The sequence below is a fragment of the Desulfosporosinus metallidurans genome, assembly GCF_001936615.1.
GTDB lineage: Bacteria > Bacillota > Desulfitobacteriia > Desulfitobacteriales > Desulfitobacteriaceae > Desulfosporosinus > Desulfosporosinus metallidurans.
The window spans coordinates 18,748-39,917 of sequence record NZ_MLBF01000020.1 but is presented as its reverse complement, the minus strand read 5'-3'; the positions used below and the strand labels follow the sequence as shown (position 1 = coordinate 39,917).

The following is a 21,170-nucleotide window of genomic DNA, read 5'->3' as shown; positions in this document are numbered from 1 at the left end:
TTAATCAATATCTAGTCTTGGCTACCGATACGCTTTCCTTCGCTGTAAGGGGAGCGTATCTCTTATGAACTAATATAAAGGACAATGAGGTGATAAACTAAGGTGATGAACTTAAACGCGATTTTTCAGTTTTTGACAGGGATGGACTTAAGTACGTTTTTTCAACATTTGGCAAACGGAATTTCCCTAGGAAGTTTATATGCCTTGGTGGCTATCGGCTATACCATGGTTTACGGAACCCTACGCCTCATAAACTTTGCTCATGGCGATGTGTTTATGATGACGACGTATTTTGCTTTTTATGGTGTCTCCACGTTTATGCTACCTTGGTATGTTTCTTTTATCCTGGCTATTATTTTAACAGCGGCTCTCGGGATGTTACTCGAAATAGGGGCTTATCGTCCGCTCCGCGATGCACCGAAGATCTCCATCATGATCTCGGCGATCGGCGCGTCGTTCTTACTTGAGAATTTGGCGGTCGTGTTATTTGGTGGACGCCCCAAGGCATTTCCAAGTGTTAAACTTTTAACGGACAGCATCCAGTTGGGAACAGTTTCTATTCAAAAATTGACCTTCGTTATTCCAATAGTGACTATCATATTCCTTGTTGGGCTTCTATATTTAATCAATCATACGAAAACGGGGATGGCTATGCGGGCGGTGGCTAAAGATTACGAAACGGCTGGGATCATGGGAGTGAATGTGAATAAGACTATTTCTCAAACCTTCGCAATTGGCTCCATGCTAGCTGCCGTTGGCGGGATCATGTGGGGACTTAAGTTTCCACAGATTGCCCCACTGATGGGGGTAATGCCGGGCCTTAAAGCCTTTATTGCTGCCGTTATCGGCGGAATTGGAAACATTAAAGGGGCTGTGATTGGGGGCTTTATCCTAGGGATTGGTGAAATCCTGATTGTTGCTTTTCTCCCAAGCTTGAGTGGCTACAGGGATGCGTTTGCTTTCGTCTTTCTGATTGTCATTCTGTTATTTAAGCCGACTGGGATCACCGGCGAGAAAATAGCGGAGAAGGTGTAACTATGAAACAAAAAAAGACACTACTGACAGTTATCGCGATTCTTGTTTTATTCGTCTTAGTTTATCTAGCCGATCAAAATCTAGATTCCTACAAGATGAGGATCTTAAATCTTTGCGCTATCTACGTCGTTCTCGGCTTGAGTATGAATTTAATCAATGGTTTTACTGGGCTCTTTTCTCTTGGGCATGCCGGTTTTATGGCGGTCGGCGCTTATACTACGGCCATTCTTACGATGCCGGACGTTGTGAAGGGGCAGAACTTTTTCATGGTTCCGATGATGAAGCCCTTAGACACGATGCATGTGCCATTTTTTCTAGCACTTCTGATCGGGGGAATTTTTGCGGGCATTGTGGGTTACTTGATTGGTGCCCCGGCTTTAAGGCTTCGAGGAGATTATTTAGCGATCGCTACTCTGGGATTTGCGGAGATCATCCGGGTCGTCTTTACTAATATGCAAAGTATCACGAACGGAGCCCTCGGCCTCAAGGGGATTCCGGAATCGTCGAATGTTTGGTGGACCTTCGGGGTCGCTGTGGTGACCGTGCTCTTTATTGGGTCGCTCATTAACAGCAGTTATGGCCGGGCGTTTAAAGCGATCCGAGAAGACGAGATTGCGGCTGAAAGTATGGGGATTAGCCTCTTTAAGCATAAGGTCCTAGCTTTTACCATCGGGGCTTTTTTTGCTGGAATTGGTGGTGGACTGTTGGGAAGCTTGTTAGGAACCATTGATCCCTTGATGTTTCGCTTCTTCCTTACCTTTAATGTTCTCCTTATTATTATTCTTGGCGGGATGGGGAGTATCACGGGAACCATTATTTCTGCCTTTATTATCACCATTGGGGGAGAGGCCTTACGATTCCTTGATGAATCTATGACGATCGGCAACCTTGTAATTCCAGGCATTTCCGGCCTGCGTATGGTTGTTTTTTCAGCTCTTCTCATGATTGTCGTTCTTTTCTTTAACAGAGGGATCATGGGAACCAATGAAATCACCTGGGACAGACTTTTCGCCAAGTTCAACAAAAAACCTCTTGCCAAAGGAGGGAGCAAACTGTGAAACTATTGAAGGTCGATAATGTCTCGATGATCTTTGGCGGGCTGACCGCAGTCAAGGACTTTAACCTTGATTTAAACCAAGGAGAAATTGTTGCTTTAATTGGGCCGAATGGCGCAGGAAAAACAACTGCGTTCAACATGATTACCGGAGTCTACAAGCCCACGATCGGGCGAATTAGTTATAAAGGAAACGATATTACAGGTCAAAGGCCGGATCAGATTACCAAGCAGGGAATAGCGCGGACGTTTCAAAATATTCGTTTGTTTAAGGATTTGACAGTACTCGATAATGTCTTGATTGCTAATCATTTGCACCTAAAGTCTAATTTTTTAGAAGCCACCTTTAAACTCCCACGCTACCGTCGGGAGGAGAAGGAAATCTTGGAGAAGTCACTTAACCTCTTAGAAAAAGTGGGGCTTGTGGATGCTCAGGGTGAAAAATCTAGTTCACTTCCTTACGGCAAGCAGCGGCGTTTGGAGATTGCGAGGGCTTTGGCGACGAATCCGGAGATACTCCTTTTGGATGAGCCAGCTGCCGGAATGAATCCCAAGGAAACAGACGATTTGACCGAGTTTATTCGCCAAATTCGGGATGAGTTCCATTTATCTATTTTCATGATTGAACACCATATGCAAGTGGTCATGGGGATTTCCGATCGGATTTATGTTTTTGATCACGGAGTCACGATTGCTCAAGGGAACCCCTATGAGATTCAAAATAACCAAAAGGTGATTGAAGCGTACTTGGGGGTGGCAGAAGATTATGCTTAAAATAGAAAACTTAAGTGTCGCCTACGGTGGGATTGAGGCCTTAAAAGGGATCAGCCTTGAGGTAGAGGAAGGGAAAATTGTCACCTTAGTCGGGGCCAATGGTGCTGGGAAGAGTACCGTGCTGCGCTCGATTGTCGGTCTTGTTAAACCTAAAGAAGGTTCAATCACTTATCACGGGAAAAATTTGTTGTCGGAGAAGCGCCATAACATTGTAAAAAAGGGGATTACCTTGGTTCCAGAAGGACGGCGAGTGTTCTCGGATATGACCGTCTTAGAAAACTTGAAGATCGGGGCCTTTACTCGCAAGGATCATCTGGGAATTAAAGAGGATATAGAATGGGTTTTTACCCTCTTTTCTCGGCTGAAAGAACGGGAATGGCAACTCGCCGGAACATTATCCGGGGGAGAGCAGCAGATGCTTGCGGTGGGACGGGCCCTCATGTCTCGCCCCAAACTTCTCATGATGGATGAACCATCCCTGGGGTTAGCTCCCCTCATCGTCAAAGATATTTTCAACATTATTCGGGAGATTCACAAACAAGGGATGACCATTCTGTTGATCGAACAAAATGCCAATGCGGCACTCCATATTGCGGATGTTGGTTATGTTATCGAAACTGGACGGATTACTCTTAAAGGAACCGGAAAAGAATTATTGGCGAATGAAGACGTAAAGAAAGCTTATTTGGGTGAGAGCGTTACCAAACTGAAAAGTTAACTTTATCAAGGATAGAGCTTTATTGAGAGACAAAAACAGTGGCTAGATTGGATGCTAATCTTACCACAGTTTTTGTCTCCGTTTTAGTTTAGAGATTGGTAATGAGTTGCGTCTTAGGCGAAACTTATTATATTGTATAGGATAAGAACGAAGGGCCTTTGAAAAGCCTCTGGAAAGAAGATTTTGAGCTTGAGTTTTATCGAAAAAGGTACGATTTCCTTTCGCAATGCCATCCTTGCTTTATTTGCCGGTGGGTTCAATACCTTTGCCATTTTGTACAACATACAACCTTTGATGCCGGAATTTTCTAGGGAATTCCATATTTCGCCGGCTGTGGCTAGCCTTTCATTGTCCTTGACAACGATTGCCATGGCTGTCAGCATGCTTTTTGTAGGTGCATTGTCAGATGCTAGGGGACGTAAGTCAGTAATGAGTATTTCCTTGTTTATTGCCTCGGTGCTAGCCGTCCTGACCGCGGCTAGCCCGAATTTTCACTTTTTGCTCTTACTTAGAGTTATCGAGGGTATTGTATTGGCAGGTCTGCCCGCCATAGCAATGACCTATTTAAGCGAAGAAATCGAACCTGCTAGCCTGGGCGTCGCCATGGGAATATATATCAGCGGAAACTCCATTGGAGGTATGGGTGGGCGGATTATTAGTGGGATGGTGACGGACTTTTTCAACTGGCGTGTAGCCCTTGCTGTGATCGGAGTCTTAAGTCTAGCTGCCACTTTGATGTTTTGGCGTACTCTTCCGCCCTCAAGAAATTTTAAACGGAGGCCGCTTCAGATCAGTAAAATAACGGAATCATTGCTCTCACAATGCAAGGATCCTTATTTGCGACGCTTATATGGCTTAGGATTTTTGGTAATGGGCAGTTTCGTGACATTATACAATTATATCGGTTACCAGTTAGTGGCCCCGCCCTACTCCCTTAGTCAATCTTTAGTGGGTTGGATTTTCATTGTCTATATTATGGGAACCTTCAGTTCCACTTGGATGGGTAGGCTCGCAGATCGGTACGCACGCTATAGAGTGATGTGGCTTGCCTTGACCATCCTTTTAATAGGGGTCATCATTACGTTGAGCAGTCTCTTGTGGTTAAAAATTATGGGTATAGCTATTTTCACCTTTGGCTTCTTTGGCGCCCATTCTATTGCTAGCAGCTGGGTCGGACGTTTAGCCACAAGCCATAAAGCACAGGCATCTTCACTCTATCTATTTTTCTATTATTGTGGTTCCAGTGTCGGTGGCACGTGTGGGGGGTTATTCTGGAGCCGCTTTGGCTGGACTGGGGTGGTGGGGTTGATCGTCTGCTTCTTGATTGTCGCCTTCTTCTTATCGGTTCGCTTAGCGTCTATTCCTGATCACTGTGAAAACTTGTAGCGTGTCTACCATTATAAGGCCATGATGAATGTTGGGTGGAAAATAAACAAGGCTAGAGGCATAGTTATTGCTTCTAGCCTTGTTTCTACGTAAACAGAAATTTCGATTCTCAAAAAAGAGGAATATATTGGATCTTGGCGAATTGTAAGAATATTGGAAGGTAAGGAAGAATTTATCTTGTAAAATATGCTAGTACTTTAAAGAAGAGAAGGAGTTGAGATGTTGTCAAAACTAAGAAACTGGATACTTCTAGTCATTGCCATTCTTGTTCTTCTATCCTCTGTGGGGTTATCGACTAAGGTTATCATGGCTGCTCCAGAGGATGAGAATCAAAACCCTTCCATCATCATTAAGGCAAAGGGGACCTACGGTAACTACACAAAACAAGGTGCTTGGCTACCTCTTAAAGTTGAGGTGACGAACCAAGGAAAAGACCTCCAAGGAACTTTGAGGGTTACTCCTAATGATAATCGTCCGGAACTTAACACCATGGATTATGTTAGCAGTGCGGTTCTTCCTCAGGGATCGACGAAGGGGTTTGATTTTTATCTACCCGTCCAGGAATTATTAACAAGTGTGACAATTGAGTTGGTCAGTGGGGATAAAATCCTTGCTAAACAGACGCTTAACTTAACGTCTATGAGTAACAATCAATTAATGATTGGTCTGCTAAATCGTTCGGAAGAAGGATTAACCTCTTTAAGTGGACTTAAGCAAGCGAGCTGGTTGGCCCCGATTTTAACGACGGTTAAAAATGAAGATTTGCCCGAGAAGGCGGAATTGCTTACTTTATTCGATGTACTGGTTATGGATGACACGAATCTGAAACTCACTCAAGAGCAGGCTTCTGCATTAACTCACTGGGTAAGCCGGGGGGGAACTCTGGTGGTAGGAGGTGGGTCAGGCTGGCAGAAGGTGCTGCCCAATTTGCCACCCGAACTTCAAGCGGTGACAGTATCTGGAGTTGAGAATAAAACTTTGAGTGAACTTCAACATAGCTTAAGTGAGCCTGTTAGTGAAGCTTTGGCGGGTCCCGTACGTATGGCTACTCTCCAAAGTTCTAAAGGTAAGCTCCTCTTCGCTGAACAAGGGCAACCTTTAGCGGTAAAGTATTCATTAGGGGAAGGAAAGGTCGTGTACCTGGCTTATGATCCCGCCTTAGAACCTATGTCCAACTGGTCTGGGGCTAAGGTGCTTTGGAAGGATCTCCTGATCGATGAAAAGTCTATGTTTGCAAATAGCTCAGTACCGGGTCAGTTTGGCGGTCCTGTTTTCAAAGGACAGTTCAATACTATGAATGGTACGGCCAATGCCTTGGGAAATATTGAGGACATGGCTCTTCCCTCCCTCCGGACTATGGTATGGATCATTGGCCTTTACCTTTTGTTAGCCGGCCTTGTCAACTATCTAGTTCTTAAGAAATTGGATAAAAGGGAATGGACCTGGATAACCGTACCCGCCTTGGCCTTAGTTTTTGTTTTATTAATCTATGTGACGTCTTTTAAAACCCGCCCTGCGGAAATCATTTCTCACCAGATCAGTGTTGTCGAGGTTATGCCAGGTACCACCTTGGCTAAAGTTACAGCGGTCACCGGCTTATTTGCCCCTACTCATTCAACGTATCATCTTCAATTACAAGGCAGACATCTAGTGGGCGCTTTGCCCAATATTGATGGTGGAATGGGGATTGACCCACGTACTCAAAGACCTAATGCGACGATCCGTGTGGAGCAAACACCTGGACAAACGAATTTAGACTTTCTTCAAATGCGCTCCTGGGTGATGAGAGGGTTTACTTCAGTTGAAGATGCTTCTCTTACCGGGTCAATCAGCGGGGAAATCTCTTACAAAGACAATAAGTGGCTGGCCACGATCACTAACGGTACGAGGTATAATTTCACAGACGGTGTGATCCTCTCTTCCCCCAATTGGTTTACTAAAATTGCCGCCCTCAAAGCAGGGGGGAAGATTCAGACGGAAATTGACCTAAATTCTATGAACAATAACCGTAACATGGGGGCCCCTTTAGCTTACCAAATCTATAATCCTCAGGTTAATTGGCAAGGCCCAGGGGCACCACCGCGCCCTCAAGCTAAAGACATGATGCGACAACAAATATTCGAAAGTCAGCTGGGCAACGGATGGGACCCTAGGTCAGGGGGGGGGCTGCTATTTTTTGGTTGGTCAGCAGAGCCTTTTCAAGGGGGACTGAGCCTTGAGGACAATCAAGTAAAGAAGTACTATACTACGTTGTTTCAAGTTCCCTTGAACCTGAAATTTGACTCGGAACACCTAGAAGTACCAGAGGGTTTCATTTCAGGGACGTTGTTAAGCTCTCAAAATATTGGACTGGGACCCGGCAGTATTGTGATGCAACCGAATTCAGAAGCGGTTTACCAGATGGAACTCCCCGAGGGTAAATTTAGTGAAATGCAGTTGAACATTCATCAGAGAAATAATGCCAACTTTTCTACGGTCACAGGGTACCTTTATAACTGGAAAACAGCTGCTTGGGAAGATATCAATATGACGACAGATAACACAGTGATTAAAGAACCTGCCAACTATATTAACAGTGACCGCTTGGTCCGATTTAAAGTGTCCAATCAGACGCAATCGCAATCGCAGCAACAACCGTTTCAGACCCAAGAATTTTACGGGGTCAGTATCTCTCTTAGTAGCAAGGGAGGTGGGCAATAAGTGATCAAGCTTGAAGGACTTAAAAAGACCTATGGGAAAATGGAAGCACTTAAAGGGGTAAGTTTTGAGATTGAACAGGGGAGCATTTTTGGTTTTGTGGGTCCGAACGGAGCGGGTAAGTCAACGACTTTAAAAATTTTAGCGACCTTGATGGTCCCGACAGAGGGGAAAGCCTATATTGACGGAGTGGATGTGACCAAATACCCCAAAAAGGTTCGTGCTTTAATGGGCTATGTGCCTGACTTTTTTGGGGTGTATGAGCGGATGAAAGTGACAGAGTACTTGGATTTTTATGCCTCTTGCTATCGGATCCCCGGAGGGAAACGGAAGAGTATCATTGCTGATCTACTCGAACTGACGGATCTAAGCTTTAAAGCAGAGGCTTATGTAGACTCTTTGTCTCGAGGAATGAAACAGAGGTTATGTTTGGCCCGAAGTTTAGTTCATGACCCTAAGGTACTTCTGCTGGATGAGCCTGCCTCAGGTTTGGATCCCAGGGCCCGAGTGGAGATGAGGGAATTGCTTAGAGAACTTAAGAATATGGGTAAAAGTATTGTTATCTCGTCCCATATTTTGCCGGAATTGGCTGAGCTGTGTACGGAAGTTGGGATAATTGAGGGTGGAGAGTTGGTTGCCGTTGGCAGTGTGGACGATATAACTGCTCAACTTCAACAGGAAAAGTTGATCCAAATCAAGGTTCGGGAAAAAAGCATAGCAGCTAGTGCTTTGATTGAAGAAAACCCATGGGTAGTAGCTCTGAATGAGACAGCCGATGGTGTTTTACAGGTTCGTTTTTCCGGTGATGGAGAAGAGCAACAAAAACTACTGCGCGCTTTAGTTTTAGCAGACCTTCCCGTGCTTTCCTTTGCGGAATCCTCCAATAGTTTAGAGGATTTGTTTATGCAGATAACCAAGGGGGTAGGGCAATGATCGTCAATCCAGTGTTAGCGAAAGAATTGCGGGATAGAGTGCGAACTTGGCGTTCCCCGCTTTTGATTACTATCTATATCTTGGTTCTGGGAGGAATCGGTGGGCTCGATTACTACCTCCAAACACGCTATAGCTTTGGAGGCACTCAGGCGTTGCGCTTGGGATTGATGATCTTTGGAATCCTAGCGGTTGTTCAGCTCGTTCTAATTGCTTTTTTAACACCTGGAATGACAGCCTCGATTATCAGTGGGGAAAGGGAGAGGCAAACCTGGCCGCTCTTGTTAGTGACTCGACTTTCTCCTCTGTCCATAGTCACAGGTAAGCTTTTATCCGCGATCAGCTATATCGTGTTGCTTGTCATAGTTTCTATGCCCATTTACAGCACAGTTTTTCTTTTTGGAGCAGTCGCAATGCGGGACCTACTTCTAGTCGTTCTTATTTCTCTGGTAACGACTGTGACCATCGCCAGCATCGGTCTCTTCTGTTCAGCTTTATTTAAACGCACGATTACGGCTATTGTAATTAGCTATCTGCTGACCTTCTTTCTTTTCGGGGGGACGTTAATCTCTGCCGCCTTAATCCAAAATCTAAATATGGAAAAATGGTCAAGGTTAAATCAACCCCCTCCGATCCCGTTTATCGTTAATCTCAATCCGTTAGTGGCAGTAGGTTCGGCTTTACCTATAGGAGTGGATATAGTCCCTTTTTCCCGTCCGGTTAACGTTCAATTTTCGACCAGGACATTTATCAATGGTCAACCAGTGCCCGCCCAAGCAAAACCTGCCGAGCCTAGGCCTGTCTGGCAAGTGAATCTAATGCTAGACGCTCTCATCATTTTAGTTTCCCTTGGGTTAACCGTTTGGCTGATTCGTCCCCTACGTGCAGGAAATAAGAAAGGGGGATAAGAGTGGAAGCCGTAACAGAGAAAAACTTAATCAAGGCGCTGAAGCCGGTTCTTAGACATATGACTTGGCAGCATTTTGGCAAGTGGTTAATTAAAGGGCTTAGTATGGGAGCGGGGTCTGCCCTGCTTGTGTTGATAGCCGCACGTATTTTCCCTCTCTATGCCAGTCGTTCATGGGCTGTTGGTCTAGGCTTGTTGCTTTTGCTATCTGTTATGCTAAGGGCATTTATGTTGCGTCCCGGTATGTGGGAAACCGCTTTAACGGTGGATCGAGCGGGGCTTAAAGAACGGGTAACGACGGCTTGGCAGTTGAGAGATTCCACGGACGTCTTAGCCCAGTGTCAGCGTCAGGATGCGTTAGAGCACTTGGACAGGTTTTCGTTTCAAAAAGCATTGCCTTGGCCCAAGTTGGGTAAACAACTGGGAATGCTCGCTGCCCTCTTGGCGGTTGTTCTTGTTTTGACTATGTGGCCCAATCGGATGGACGAGATTGCTCGCAACAATCACGAAGCCAAAAAGGAACTCCTAGCAACCGAAGGTACAGTCAAACAGGTAGAAGAACTTATTAAGAACGATCCCAACGTCTCCGAAGATTTGAAAAAGCAACTTTCTAAAGAATTGACAAAGTTACAACAGGAATTAAAGCAAGCAAAGTCTTTGGGGGAAGGGGCAGAAGCCATAGCTAAGACCCAAAAGGAAATGACGACAAAGTTAAGCCAGGCTGAAGAGAAGCAAAACCTGGATAAATTGGCCTTCCGATTACAGCAAAGCTCGACGACGAAAGGAGCCGGGGCGGCTTTGCAAAAACGGGATGCCCAAGATTTTCGGCAACAGGCGAAAGAGCTAGAAAAGAAGATCCAAGAAATGGACCCGGTGGAAAGAGAGAAACTGTCCAAGTTTTTCGAAGAGATCGCTAAGTCCCAGGAAAAAGCGGGTAATCTTGATTTAGCAGATGATTTGAACAAGGTTAGCCAAGCAATAGGTTCCTCTGGGCAAGCAGGGGCGAAGGAAATGGCTAATTTGTCAGAAAAGCTATCTCAGCAACTTACTTCGAATGCTGCAGCAACTCGTTTGGCAGGTGATTTGGCCAAAGGGTTGAGTAGTGCCAAGGAAAAAGTGTTGGCAACGGCTAATCGCACAGGAAATGGAGCTGGCCCTAGCGGTGCTGCCAACTCCATGGGTTCTAATAGCTCTGGAAGTTCCAGTCAGACGGCGAGTAGTAATGATGCCGGAAAGAGTGGAAGTCAAAGCGGCACTGGAACTGGTAATAACAGTAGCGATAATGGTAGTGGTAACGGAAATGGAGTAGGCTCTGGGTCAGGAACAGGGAGCAGCGGAGGAAGCGGAAGTTCTGGGGGCAGTGGTGGTGCTGGTGGGGGATCAGGAGGCGGTAGCGGGGCTGGGAAAAGTGGCAATGATGCGGGGAGCGGATCAAGCAACCAGACGAGCGATATGAATGGCCAAACGAAGGTTGGGGGGCCCGGTTCCAGTGGTATAGGAGGAAATGGGGACAATCGTGAAGGTCATTGGGATCAAGTTTATGTTCCCAGTGGTAGAATTGGCAATGGGGGAGTCGAAAGCAACCTAAGTGGTTCGGCTGGTAATAACTCGGGAAATTCAACGATGGTTGATTCAACGGGTGGATTAGTCCAGGGTGGAAGTTTACAGCCTTATTCTGAAGTATTTACTCAGTACGAGGCCGAAGCTCGGGAAAGTATGGACAAGGAGTATGTCCCGGATAATCTAAAGGCGTTAGTTAGGAACTACTTTTTGGATTTGTCTGGGGAATAAAGTGCTTTTGGAGGGATGAGTTTGCCGACGGATATTCGAGAAGCTCAATTGGCTGAAATCGTGGATAAGGTACAGGGTATTGAACGGGAAGTCGCTAAGGTGATGGTCGGTCAGCAGGATGCGATTAGGCAGGTTTTGTTATGCCTGATATCTGGCGGGCATGTTTTGTTGGAAGGTGTCCCTGGGTTAGGCAAGACTCTATTGGTTAGGTCCCTTAGCCAAGTTTTAGGGTTGAAATTTGCACGTATTCAGTTTACCCCAGATCTAATGCCTGCGGATATTGTGGGGACGAACATTATGACGGAAACGGAAGAAGGACGAGGCTTTCAGTTTCAAGCGGGGGCGATTTTCGCCAACTTGGTTTTGGCGGATGAGATTAACAGGGCTACGCCAAAAACCCAGAGTGCTTTGCTGGAAGCTATGCAGGAGCGAACGGTATCAGTCGCCGGAATCACAAGGGCTTTGCCGAATCCGTTTTTTGTGTTAGCAACTCAGAATCCATTGGAGATGGAAGGAACTTATCCTTTGCCCGAAGCTCAACTTGACCGGTTTCTTTTTAAGGTGATGGTTGGTTTTCCATCGGCTGAGGATCTAAAAAGCATTTTGACGATGACGACTACGGAACAAAGCGTTGAACCGGAGAATGTGGTTGACGGTGAAGGATTAGCTCGGCTGATTAAAGTTGCTCAGCACATACCGGTTGCGGATCATGTTACAGATTATATCGTCAGACTTTTACTAGCGACTCATCCGGAACAGCCTGGAGCAGATGAGCGAATTAAAAAATATGTTCGGTACGGTGCCAGCCCACGAGGTGCACAGGCGATTTTAACAACAGCCCGGATCAGGGCCTTATTGGATGGACGATTTAATGTCGCCTTTGAGGACGTTTTCGCAGTCGCTTTGCCAGCGTTAAGGCACCGTATGTTTATTAATTTCGAAGGGGAAGCGGAAGGGGTCACAACTGATATGCTAGTTCGAGAGTTATTGGAATCCGTACCTAAGTGATCGAGGCACGATGCACGAGGATTGAGGTGAGCGGTGCAAAGTCCGAAGTCTGAGGTGCGAAGAAAACAGTACGGTGTACAAGTTTGTTCATAGTTCGAAGTCTGAGGTCATATTCGTTGTTCGTCTTCGAACATCGAACTTCAAATATCGATCATCGAGTAAGGGGGAACCGTTTTGGCAGAACTAATCTTTGAGAAGGATTTCCTTAAAAAGCTGGAGAACATGGCTTTTCTCTTAAAGAAAGCTCAGGCCGGGTGTTATAGTGGACTGCATCGTTCAACCCGCAAAGGTCAGTCGGTAGAATTTGCTGATTATCGGTCGTATGTAGCTGGGGATGATTTTCGCCAAGTGGATTGGAATGCTTATGCTCGCTTGGATAGGTTGTTTATTAAACTATTTATGGAAGAGAATGATTTAAGGATTCATTTTTTGCTGGATACGAGCGGTTCCATGGCCTTGGAGGAGAGTTCGAAAGTTTTCTTAGCCAAACAATTGGTGGGGGCTTTAGGTTATTTAGCGTTAGTGAATATGGAACAAGTGGGTGTGATCGCTTTAAACCAGAAAACGAACCGCGTTCTGCCTCTTCAACGAGGAAGAAATGCTATCAGCAGGCTGTGGGGATTCTTGTCTCAATTGGAGGCGGGTGGGGAGACAGACTTGAATATTAGCCTACGTCAAACTGGAAAATACATTAAGGGGCCAGGCATTGCTATTCTAATTTCGGATCTGTTAAGCCCATCCGGTTTTCAAGAGGGTCTTAAATACTTGCAGCATTTGGGACAGCAGGTCGTGGTCTTGCATATCCTTGCTCCTGAGGAAAGAGGTCCCCAGTTGCTGGGGAATTTCCGTTTGGTTGACTGCGAGACAGGCCTAGAAAAAGAAGTGAGTATTACCCCGATTCTGCTCAAAGCCTACAAGGATCACTTGGAAACATTTTTAAGCAGTATTAAGCAATTTTGCTTAAGCCGAGAGATAACTTACCACATGGTCGGGTCCGATGACAATTTGGAAGATATTCTTTTACGGTCATTACGCGGGGTTGAGGTTCTGGTGTAGGTAAGGGTAAAGTACGGGAATTTCTAGCTGTTAATGCCTGATGCGCACTTGGAAGTCAGAGGTTAGCAAAAACTGTCTTCAAGTCAAGGATTAAGTCTGGAAAAGTGTTCACCTTTATTTCATCCTCATCGGAATAGATATCGGGTCTACCGTAGCGTTTATTATCTTGCAATAGAAACACGTTTACAAGCTTGTTCTCAGGTTCAACAATCCAATATTCTTCCACGCCAGCCATTTCAAATTTATTGAATTTCAAAATCTTATCTTTTCTTGCCGTTGATGGGGAAGAAATTTCAACTATAAGTGAGGGTACTCCAAAGTACCCAGTTTTTCTAAGTTTGCTTTCATCACATACGACGACAATATCAGGCTGTGAAATGAGATTAGAAATTTCTTCATCACTTTCGTTTTCTTCAGAAATACAAAGGTCAAACGGAGCTGCAAATACTCTACAAGGTTTATCCTTTAGGTATTCATAAAATTGAGAAAAAATATCACCGGAAATTGCTTGGTGTTGCCAGGATGGAGCTGCTTGCATGTAGGGTACACCGTCAATTATTTCCCATCGTTCTCCTTCGGGCCAAGTTAGATAATCTGTATAGGTATACTTTTGTTTAGCATTGTTCTGGAATATTGGCATTATAAATTCACTCCTTTTCCGAGTTTTCTATAACTTGGAATAACTTGTTTATAATGATCTTCTGGTATACTTTGTTTTGAAATAACTAACTGAAGACATAAATTATAGCATTATAATAGCAAGAAACAACATAATTTTGCATGAATAGTTGTAGTTTGTAGAATAAAGTTGATAAATAGAATCAAGCAAGAGGTTCAGAGATTAAAAAACTGTTAGGAATTGAATTGAATCTAAACGTATAGTTCTCCGATTAACTAGATTATAGTATATGTTGCGAAAGCCTTCAAGTTTAAAGTCCAAATTCATCAGTGGAGAAGCTGATGTCTAGATTATCTAGATGTTAAATTGAGAAAAGAGTTGGTGTAATGCAGTTCCTGGCTCCCTTCGCGTTGGTTTTCTTACTGACCATTCCCGTCATTATTCTGTTTTATTTACTCAAGCAAAAGAAACAACAGCAAATGGTGAGTAGTACGTTACTCTGGCAAAAGGCTTTAGCGGATACCATTTCGCAAACCCCTTGGCAGAAATTGCGACGTAACCTGCTTTTATTCATACAGCTCCTGCTGGCTTTGCTCTTGGTCTTGGCTTTAACTCGCCCTTTTTTAGAGCGAGATCAGCAGGCAGGTGCCAGTTTCATTCTCTTGGTGGATACTTCGACGAGTATGATGACTAAGGAAGAGGGGGGGACCCGGCTGGAACTGGCAAAGGCAGAGGCTGAAAAGCTAATCAAAGCCCAAAGTAGCGGGACAAAGTTTACGCTAATCGGTGTGGGGCCAGTTCCAGAAATACTGGCTAACCAAAGTGATCGAGAGGAAGTTCTCAACGCTTTACAGGGGATGCAACCGGGTTATCAGGAGGGGAATCTCGACAACACTCTTTCTTTAGTCTCAGCACTTCTGGAAAAGGGAACCATGGCCCCGGTGATTTTTTACAGTGACGGTGGAGTAAGTTTACCGGAAGGACCTGTGGGAGTAAAAGAATTTCAATACCGACGGATTGGTACCCGCGAAGATAATTTAGCTATAGGGGCTTTTTCTTGGCGTGACGGTCCAGAAGGACCAGTTGCTATGACGAGGATTGATAATTATGGTGCTGAAGAGCAGGAGGTCACCGTCAATCTACTTTCTGAAGGCAAGATGCTAGACGTCCAAGCAGTCAAGGTTGAACCAGGTAAACCAGGATATCTCTTCTGGCCTGTACCCAAACAAACCGCTTATTTAGAAGCGCGTTTAGAAGTAAACGATGCTTTGGAGATTGACAATACCGCTTGGTTGGTTCCTCATAAGGACGCTCTGAACAAAGTTTTGCTGGTGACGGAGGGTAATTCCTTTCTGGAACAAGTCCTGAAATTAAATTCTCTTCTGGAGGTTCATAAGGTAAAGCCTGAAGCATATTCCAGTGTCAAAGATAAATACGACCTTTATGTCTTAGATGGTTTTTGGCCGGATAAGCCGCTAGAAGGTCAACTGTTAGTGTTCAATCCCCCTACTTCAAGTGGCTTGATTGGAGAAAGGGACGGATCAGTCACAGAAAAATTACAACCCGCGCCAGAGCAACCCCTTCTAGATCATGTTTCATGGTCGGATGTTCATGTGGCTACAAGTAAAGACGTTAAACTTTCCGCGGATGGGCAAGCGCTGTTGAAAAGCGGGGAGCGGACCATGTTAGGGATAGGGAAAATTGGTCAGGTAAGAGCTGCAGTTTTTGGTTTTGATTTGCATCAATCTGATCTACCTCTCCGAGCGGCTTTTCCAATTTTGATTCAGAATTTGACGAATTGGCTTCTTCCTGGGGGGGAACCTGCAGAAACCCAAGTGACGATCGGATCACCGTGGGAATTGAGGGTGCGCCCCCAGGTGGATGAGGTAAACCTCTATCAACCGGATGGCAAAAAGATTTCTCTCGCGCCCCCCTTCCCGATCACCAAAGGAACCGAAAAATTTAGTCCAGGATTATATAAGCTGGAACAGGTGAGTAAAGGAGAAAAAGCGCTGAGCCCTATCGCGGTTAATTATTTCTCTGCTCAAGAATCCCAAGTTAAACCCGTTATTCATCTGATGCTTGGCAAAAAGGATCTGAACGTGGAAGTCAGTACTAAGGTGAAATGGGAGTTTTGGCCTTGGCTTGTTTTGACGGCCTTGCTGCTTTTAGCGGTGGAATGGTGGGTGTATTTACGTGGGCATTAGTTTTTCACAACCTCTCTATTTGCTTTTATTTGTCTTGGCAGCGTATTTTGTTGATCTTTGGAAAACAAGTCCTAAGGCTTTTACCATCCGGCAACAAAAAGGCTTTTTAGGGGTGCGCTTAGTTTTGGTTACCTTGCTGGTTCTCTCGTTGGCTGGGATGCAACTTAATTTTCGACACTCGGAAAAATCGGTGGTTTATGTAGCCGACCGATCGGCTTCATTACAGGAAAAGGACAAAGAAATTAGTGAGTGGATCAGTAAATCCCTAGCTTCCCTGCCTGCGACTATGGGAGCAGGAGTTGTGAGTCTAGGGAAAAGGCCGATGGTCGAATATCCGGTAGAAACTCATCCCGATTTTAAAGGGTTGCAAGGGGTGCTTGACCCTAACTATACGGATTTAGCAACAGGCTTAAGACTGGCTCGCTCTTTGATGCCTGAGGAACAGGGTAAACATATCGTCTTATTGACGGATGGCAAACAAAATCGGGGCAATGCTCTGGAACAGGCCAAATTGTTAAATCAACAAGGGATTCGGACTGATGTACTACCAATCGTTCCCTCTAGTGGGCCAGAGGTTCTGGTGAAAACCGTTGACCTTCCTTCCCGCCTTAAAGAAGGAGAGTTCTTTGACTTGAAGGCAACGCTGGAAAGCACGGTTTCGACCAGCGGCACTGTACGGATAATGGTGGATAACAAAGTATTGCGAGAAGAAGAAATTAAGATCGAAAAGGGTATAAGTCGACTGGTCTGGGGTATGAATGCTGAAAAGGCAGGCTTACATACCTATAAGGTTGAGGTTATCAGTGCTAAAGATACGCATAAAGAAAATAACATGGCCCAAGCCATAACCCAAGTTGAAGGGGTGCCAAGGATCTTAGTTGTGGAAGGAACCCAAGGGGATAGTAAAGCGCTGGGAACAGCGTTAGCCTCCGTGAATTTTAAGGTGGAGACCGTTGCTTCGGAGTCTATGCCTAAAACGTTAACGGGACTGGCCCAGTACTCTTCGGTTGTTCTCGTTAATGTGCCCGCGACGGATTTGCCTGATGCGACAATGCAAGCCTTAGAGAATTTTGTGCGTGATTTAGGGCGGGGTTTAGTCATGGTTGGAGGAGAGAATAGCTTTGGGCCGGGTGGCTATTTCAAGACCCCAGTTGAAAAAGCGTTGCCAGTTAATATGGAGATTACGGGTAAAGCAGAGCTGCCGAGTGTGGGCTTGAATCTGCTGATCGATAAATCAGGTAGTATGTGTCATACGCAAAATAACGTCACAAAAATGGATATGGCCAAGGAGGCTGCCCTGCGAGCAACCGAAATCTTGGACACTAAAGACCAACTAGGTGTGATTACCTTCGACAGCGAGTATAAATGGGTGGTTAAAACGGCACCGTTAATTAATAAAAAATCGGTCCAAGAGCAGATCGGATCCATTGAACCCAGTGGGGGTACGAATATGTACCCCTCCTTGGAAGCGGCATATAAGGCCCTCAAAGAAGCCAAAGTCAAAGTGAAGCATATTATTCTTTTATCCGACGGGGTTTCCAAGTATGGGGGAGATTATGACCATCTGCTTAAGCAAATGGAAGCGGATAATGTAACCTTGTCTGTCGTAGCAGTAGGCAGTGATTCAGATACGTCGTTACTGAAGTATCTAGCCCAAGAAGGACATGGTCGGTATTACTTTACCAATCAGATAGACACTATTCCTAAGATCTTCGCTAAAGAAACGATGATGGTTACCCGCAGTTATTTTGTGCAAGAGCCTTTTACTCCAGTGGTCACAGCCTCGACCGGTATGTTGCCGACGGTTAATGAACTACCTCAGCTATTGGGTTATGTTGCCACAACCCCTAAAGATACGGCGGAAGTCGTGCTTACCAGCCATGAAGGAGATCCCGTTTTGGCGCGCTGGCACTATGGACTTGGACGAACTGTGGCCTGGACTAGTGACAGCAAAGGACGTTGGGCAGAGCACTGGGTAAATTGGCCTGCTTTCCCGCAATTTTGGGGAAAGGTGATGAGTTGGACACTGCCAGAAGAGAATGTAAACGGCCTGAATGTAACCACAACTCGTGACGGGGGCTTAGGTCGGATTAGCGTGGATATGCCGGTGGAACGTGGTAAAGCTGCGGATCTGCAGGCTAAGGTTATCGACCCCAATGGAAGTTCTTCGGATCTGATGATACCCGCGATAAGTCCAGGACAGTATCAAGTGGACTTTCCCATGGAGCAACCGGGTGCATATATGATACAAGTGGTTGAAAAAGAAGGCGACAAGATAGTACACCAACAAACCACAGGTCTCGTTCAGTCCTATTCCCCGGAATTTTTGCTCCAAGCGGATCAACTCAAATTTCTGGAACAACTTGCCTCAGCAGGGGGAGGGCAAGTCCTTGATCCTACTCAGTTTGATTCGATAGGAAAACTAAAGGCACCAGAAGCCGTGGGAAAAATTCCTCTATGGCCGAAGTTCCTGATGTTTGCTGTTTTGCTTTTACCCATTGATATAGCCTCTCGACGCTTTAATTGGAATTTAAAATGGGTTTCTGCAGTAGGGCACCGATTGGGTCGGCCAGCAAGCGGAGAAAGAGTGGAGCATGGTCAAGAGTCCTTGATCCAATCAATTAAAGAACGTAAAGTAAGTAGGGAACAGCTATATCAATCTTTGGGTGAGATAAAGATCGGGGAGCAGAGAGCGGAGGAGAGGAACAGGCAGGAAGGCCCGAAGACAGCAAACATTGCGCAGGATAAACGGCGAAAAGTGGGAGACTTGAAGGAGCACGGGGAGATCGCTTCGAAGGGTACGGAAACTAAAGGCAAAGTAACGAATAGGGATAATAATAGAATAGATAGTCAAATCAAGGAATCCGTGGAGAAAAAATAAAAGATCTTAAAATGAGTTTTGGTACAAAAGAAGTTCTGAAGGGAATTAATCTGGAGATATACAGGGGCCAGATTATCGGGTACATTGGGCCAAACGGGGCTGGAAAGAGCACCACTGTTAAAATCTTGCTTGGTTTGTTGGAAGGGTACAGAGGTGAGATCAGAATCTTTGGAGAGGATATCTCTAATGGCAACGTGGAATATAAACGAAAAATAGGGTACGTGCCTGAGACAGTGGATATATACGAAAACCTGACAGCCTACGAATACCTTACATTTATTGGAGAGGTTTACGGGCTGAGTTTGGAGCAGGTAAATAAGAAAGCCAAAAATCTTATGGCTTTACTTGGCATAGAAGAAGTCTAGGCCTATATCCTAGTCTAGGGTTGGCAACATTTATGCCGATAATTATGTTGGTAAATATCTTTAGAGGAACAGGCGTGGTGAATGAACCTCTAACAGACATTTCTCAAGGAGCCTATTATCTCGCTATCTATATTTCCGTCTTCATGCTTTCATTATGATTTTTGACTCGAAAAAAACGTAAGGAAAAGACATATTGCAAAAAAGAGAGCAAGTGATATAACTGAGATAGTGTAACTTTAACTGACCATTGGAAACTTCTTTCATCGGAATGGGAGGAATTTATTGGATTTTACCGAATAGTGTAAGATAAAAGGGAAAGAATGAATTAGGGTGATGAACAAGGATGAGACCGCAGTAAAGGGGAAACTCGAAACGGAATGTAATAATGTACTTCGAAAGGATGAGGTTCGAAATGACACTTAAACCAAGGCGTATTTATTCTGAACAGTGGAATCCATCAGAGGAACAAATAAATAGCATATTACCGATCGATGACATCTCGGCGGAAGTAGGAAAGGATCCTCGGATTGAGGTGTTTCGCGATGATGAGATTAGGCTGAAGTATCCTGGCGAATATAATATCTCTGTGCAAGCAAGAGCACATAATCTGTCTCTTGTTGAACTTTTGCAGGAGTATTACGAGAACTATAAAAATAGCCCGGAGTTTGCAGATTTGATCGGGGTTCAATTACCCCAAATTAAGTGGATGGATACCTTAGGTTCCGAAGATACTTTAATCGGTCTCCATATATCCAAGCTAAACAAGCAAGAGATTTTTATTAATGATATCGTCTTAGTGAAAAATGATAACTTCGACTCGTTAAGTGATGCTATCCTTGATAAGGTACTCAATAATTTACGCAGGTTTGCCAAAGAACAAGGGGCAAACTATTTATCAGGTTACGCAGCAAATAAAAGTACACTGAAGCTCTTTCTAAATAAAGGATTCAAAGAAGATAAACGTGAGAGTATGGGCAACGATTATCTTTGGAGAATCGCTTGTATGATGGGCGAACAGCTGCCTTTTTATGAAGAGTTATAAATTCTAAGAGCCCGAGAGTAAGGTTTTACTTCTGTCAAGTACCAGCTATACTGGTGTATATGATGGTACTTTTTAAAATGGGAGGCATAATCATGGTGGACAAGATTACAGTTTTCTCAGATTTCTTATGACCGTATTGTATGATTGGGAAAGTCCCACTTGACCAGTTGGCCAAGGACTACAATTTATATATAGAGTGGAAGGCCTTTGAGCTTAGGCCGGAAGGTATAGAAATCCCCGAAAAACCGCCAAACTATGTAGCTCGGGCGAAAGCGAGTATTGAAGCTTTAGGCCGAAAATACGGGTTGCAGATGACGTTTAACGATAAGAGTAAACATTCAAGCTTAGCGTTAGAAGGTTCGAAATTCGCCGAAGAACATGGGCTGGGAAACGCCTATCATGATGCGGTGTTTGCTGCTCAATTTCAAGAAGAGAAAAATATTAATGACCCACAAGTTTTGACGGAGATTGCTGTCCAGATCGGGCTGGATCGGGAAGAATTTCTGAACTCACTCGTTACAAGAAAATATGAAGAAGCTGTTTGGGCCGATGAGGAAGAGGCTCACCGTTTAGGGATTCATACGGTTCCTTGTTTTATCGTCGATGGTCGCGCAGCCCATGGGGCCCAGAGTTACAAAACCCTAGAGAGACTTTTGCAGGGGCACGGTTTCCGCATGGCCGGAAACTTGCTGTAGCTTAT

The 21,170-nt window shown here is 44.9% G+C and carries 16 protein-coding genes and 1 pseudogene; 16 read left to right on the top strand and 1 reads right to left on the bottom strand.

Annotated elements, in window-relative coordinates; genetic code table 11:
- Positions 1 to 141: 141 nt before the first annotated feature.
- From DSOL_RS13480 to DSOL_RS13430, 11 genes are all read left to right on the top strand, one after another.
- Positions 142 to 1,035 carry a branched-chain amino acid ABC transporter permease gene (locus DSOL_RS13480; RefSeq protein WP_075365380.1) on the top strand — a complete coding sequence of 298 codons (894 nt, stop codon included), beginning with the start codon at positions 142 to 144 and terminating at the stop codon, positions 1,033 to 1,035.
- Positions 1,036 to 1,037: 2 nt separating this feature from the next.
- Entirely contained in the window at positions 1,038 to 2,093 is a 1,056-nt protein-coding gene (locus DSOL_RS13475) for a branched-chain amino acid ABC transporter permease (protein WP_075365358.1), read from the top strand.
- Positions 2,090 to 2,863: an ABC transporter ATP-binding protein gene (locus DSOL_RS13470; RefSeq protein ID WP_075365357.1), complete on the top strand. Its 774-nt coding sequence runs from the start codon at positions 2,090 to 2,092 to the stop codon at positions 2,861 to 2,863. Before DSOL_RS13475 ends, DSOL_RS13470 begins: the two co-directional genes overlap by 4 nt.
- On the top strand, positions 2,856 to 3,581 hold the full coding sequence (locus DSOL_RS13465; RefSeq protein ID WP_075365356.1) for an ABC transporter ATP-binding protein: 726 nt from the start codon (positions 2,856 to 2,858) through the stop codon (positions 3,579 to 3,581). Before DSOL_RS13470 ends, DSOL_RS13465 begins: the two co-directional genes overlap by 8 nt.
- Positions 3,582 to 3,770: 189 nt before the next feature.
- On the top strand, positions 3,771 to 4,967 hold the full coding sequence (locus tag DSOL_RS13460) for an MFS transporter (RefSeq protein WP_075365355.1): 1,197 nt from the start codon (positions 3,771 to 3,773) through the stop codon (positions 4,965 to 4,967).
- 219 nt (positions 4,968 to 5,186) lie between these two features.
- Positions 5,187 to 7,667 carry a DUF4350 domain-containing protein gene (locus DSOL_RS13455; protein ID WP_075365354.1) on the top strand — a complete coding sequence of 827 codons (2,481 nt, stop codon included), beginning with the start codon at positions 5,187 to 5,189 and terminating at the stop codon, positions 7,665 to 7,667.
- The gene (locus DSOL_RS13450) at positions 7,668 to 8,597 is read left to right on the top strand and encodes an ABC transporter ATP-binding protein (protein ID WP_075365353.1); all 930 of its coding nucleotides are present in this window, start codon (positions 7,668 to 7,670) and stop codon (positions 8,595 to 8,597) included.
- Entirely contained in the window at positions 8,594 to 9,502 is a 909-nt protein-coding gene (locus DSOL_RS13445; protein ID WP_075365352.1) for an ABC transporter permease, read from the top strand. Before DSOL_RS13450 ends, DSOL_RS13445 begins: the two co-directional genes overlap by 4 nt.
- A 2-nt stretch (positions 9,503 to 9,504) precedes the next feature.
- Positions 9,505 to 11,292, top strand: coding sequence for a hypothetical protein (locus DSOL_RS13440; protein ID WP_075365351.1), 1,788 nt, complete (start codon positions 9,505 to 9,507; stop codon positions 11,290 to 11,292).
- 21 nt (positions 11,293 to 11,313) lie between these two features.
- On the top strand, positions 11,314 to 12,300 hold the full coding sequence (locus tag DSOL_RS13435; protein WP_235838819.1) for an AAA family ATPase: 987 nt from the start codon (positions 11,314 to 11,316) through the stop codon (positions 12,298 to 12,300).
- Between the two features lie 174 nt (positions 12,301 to 12,474).
- The gene (locus tag DSOL_RS13430) at positions 12,475 to 13,356 is read left to right on the top strand and encodes a DUF58 domain-containing protein (protein ID WP_083642556.1); all 882 of its coding nucleotides are present in this window, start codon (positions 12,475 to 12,477) and stop codon (positions 13,354 to 13,356) included.
- Between the two features lie 55 nt (positions 13,357 to 13,411).
- Here DSOL_RS13430 and DSOL_RS13425 read toward each other — a convergent pair whose 3' ends face one another.
- Positions 13,412 to 13,996 carry a Uma2 family endonuclease gene (locus DSOL_RS13425; protein ID WP_075365350.1) on the bottom strand — a complete coding sequence of 195 codons (585 nt, stop codon included), beginning with the start codon at positions 13,994 to 13,996 and terminating at the stop codon, positions 13,412 to 13,414.
- Positions 13,997 to 14,361: 365 nt separating this feature from the next.
- Between DSOL_RS13425 and DSOL_RS13420 the strand changes: the two genes are divergently transcribed.
- The 5 genes and pseudogenes from DSOL_RS13420 to DSOL_RS13400 all read left to right on the top strand — a co-directional run bounded on the left by DSOL_RS13420 (position 14,362) and on the right by DSOL_RS13400 (position 21,165).
- Complete coding sequence (locus tag DSOL_RS13420) at positions 14,362 to 16,182, top strand: vWA domain-containing protein (RefSeq protein WP_075365349.1); 1,821 nt, start codon at positions 14,362 to 14,364, stop codon at positions 16,180 to 16,182.
- Complete coding sequence (locus tag DSOL_RS13415; RefSeq protein WP_075365348.1) at positions 16,172 to 19,063, top strand: VWA domain-containing protein; 2,892 nt, start codon at positions 16,172 to 16,174, stop codon at positions 19,061 to 19,063. The genes DSOL_RS13420 and DSOL_RS13415 overlap by 11 nt, the downstream gene beginning before the upstream one ends.
- Positions 19,064 to 19,074: 11 nt before the next feature.
- Positions 19,075 to 19,422 (top strand): annotated as a pseudogene (locus DSOL_RS13410) (ATP-binding cassette domain-containing protein); the annotation flags it as partial.
- A gap of 418 nt (positions 19,423 to 19,840) precedes the next feature.
- Positions 19,841 to 20,470, top strand: a complete 630-nt coding sequence (locus tag DSOL_RS13405) for a hypothetical protein (RefSeq protein WP_075365347.1) — start codon at positions 19,841 to 19,843, stop codon at positions 20,468 to 20,470.
- Positions 20,471 to 20,562: 92 nt separating this feature from the next.
- Positions 20,563 to 21,165 (top strand): DsbA family oxidoreductase, encoded by a 603-nt coding sequence (locus DSOL_RS13400; RefSeq protein ID WP_083642551.1) that lies wholly within the window; start codon positions 20,563 to 20,565, stop codon positions 21,163 to 21,165.
- The last annotated feature ends 5 nt before the right edge of the window (positions 21,166 to 21,170 follow it).

What these genes read in the sequence shown, in the direction of transcription:
- DSOL_RS13480 (WP_075365380.1), top strand. Translation starts at nt 142, where the DNA reads ATGGACTTAAGTACGTTTTTTCAACATTTGGCAAACGGAATTTCCCTA.
- DSOL_RS13475 (WP_075365358.1), top strand. Translation starts at nt 1,038, where the DNA reads ATGAAACAAAAAAAGACACTACTGACAGTTATCGCGATTCTTGTTTTA.
- DSOL_RS13465 (WP_075365356.1), top strand. Translation starts at nt 2,856, where the DNA reads ATGCTTAAAATAGAAAACTTAAGTGTCGCCTACGGTGGGATTGAGGCC.
- DSOL_RS13455 (WP_075365354.1), top strand. Translation starts at nt 5,187, where the DNA reads ATGTTGTCAAAACTAAGAAACTGGATACTTCTAGTCATTGCCATTCTT.
- DSOL_RS13445 (WP_075365352.1), top strand. Translation starts at nt 8,594, where the DNA reads ATGATCGTCAATCCAGTGTTAGCGAAAGAATTGCGGGATAGAGTGCGA.
- DSOL_RS13425 (WP_075365350.1), bottom strand. Translation starts at nt 13,996, where the DNA reads ATGCCAATATTCCAGAACAATGCTAAACAAAAGTATACCTATACAGAT.
- DSOL_RS13420 (WP_075365349.1), top strand. Translation starts at nt 14,362, where the DNA reads ATGCAGTTCCTGGCTCCCTTCGCGTTGGTTTTCTTACTGACCATTCCC.
- DSOL_RS13405 (WP_075365347.1), top strand. Translation starts at nt 19,841, where the DNA reads ATGACACTTAAACCAAGGCGTATTTATTCTGAACAGTGGAATCCATCA.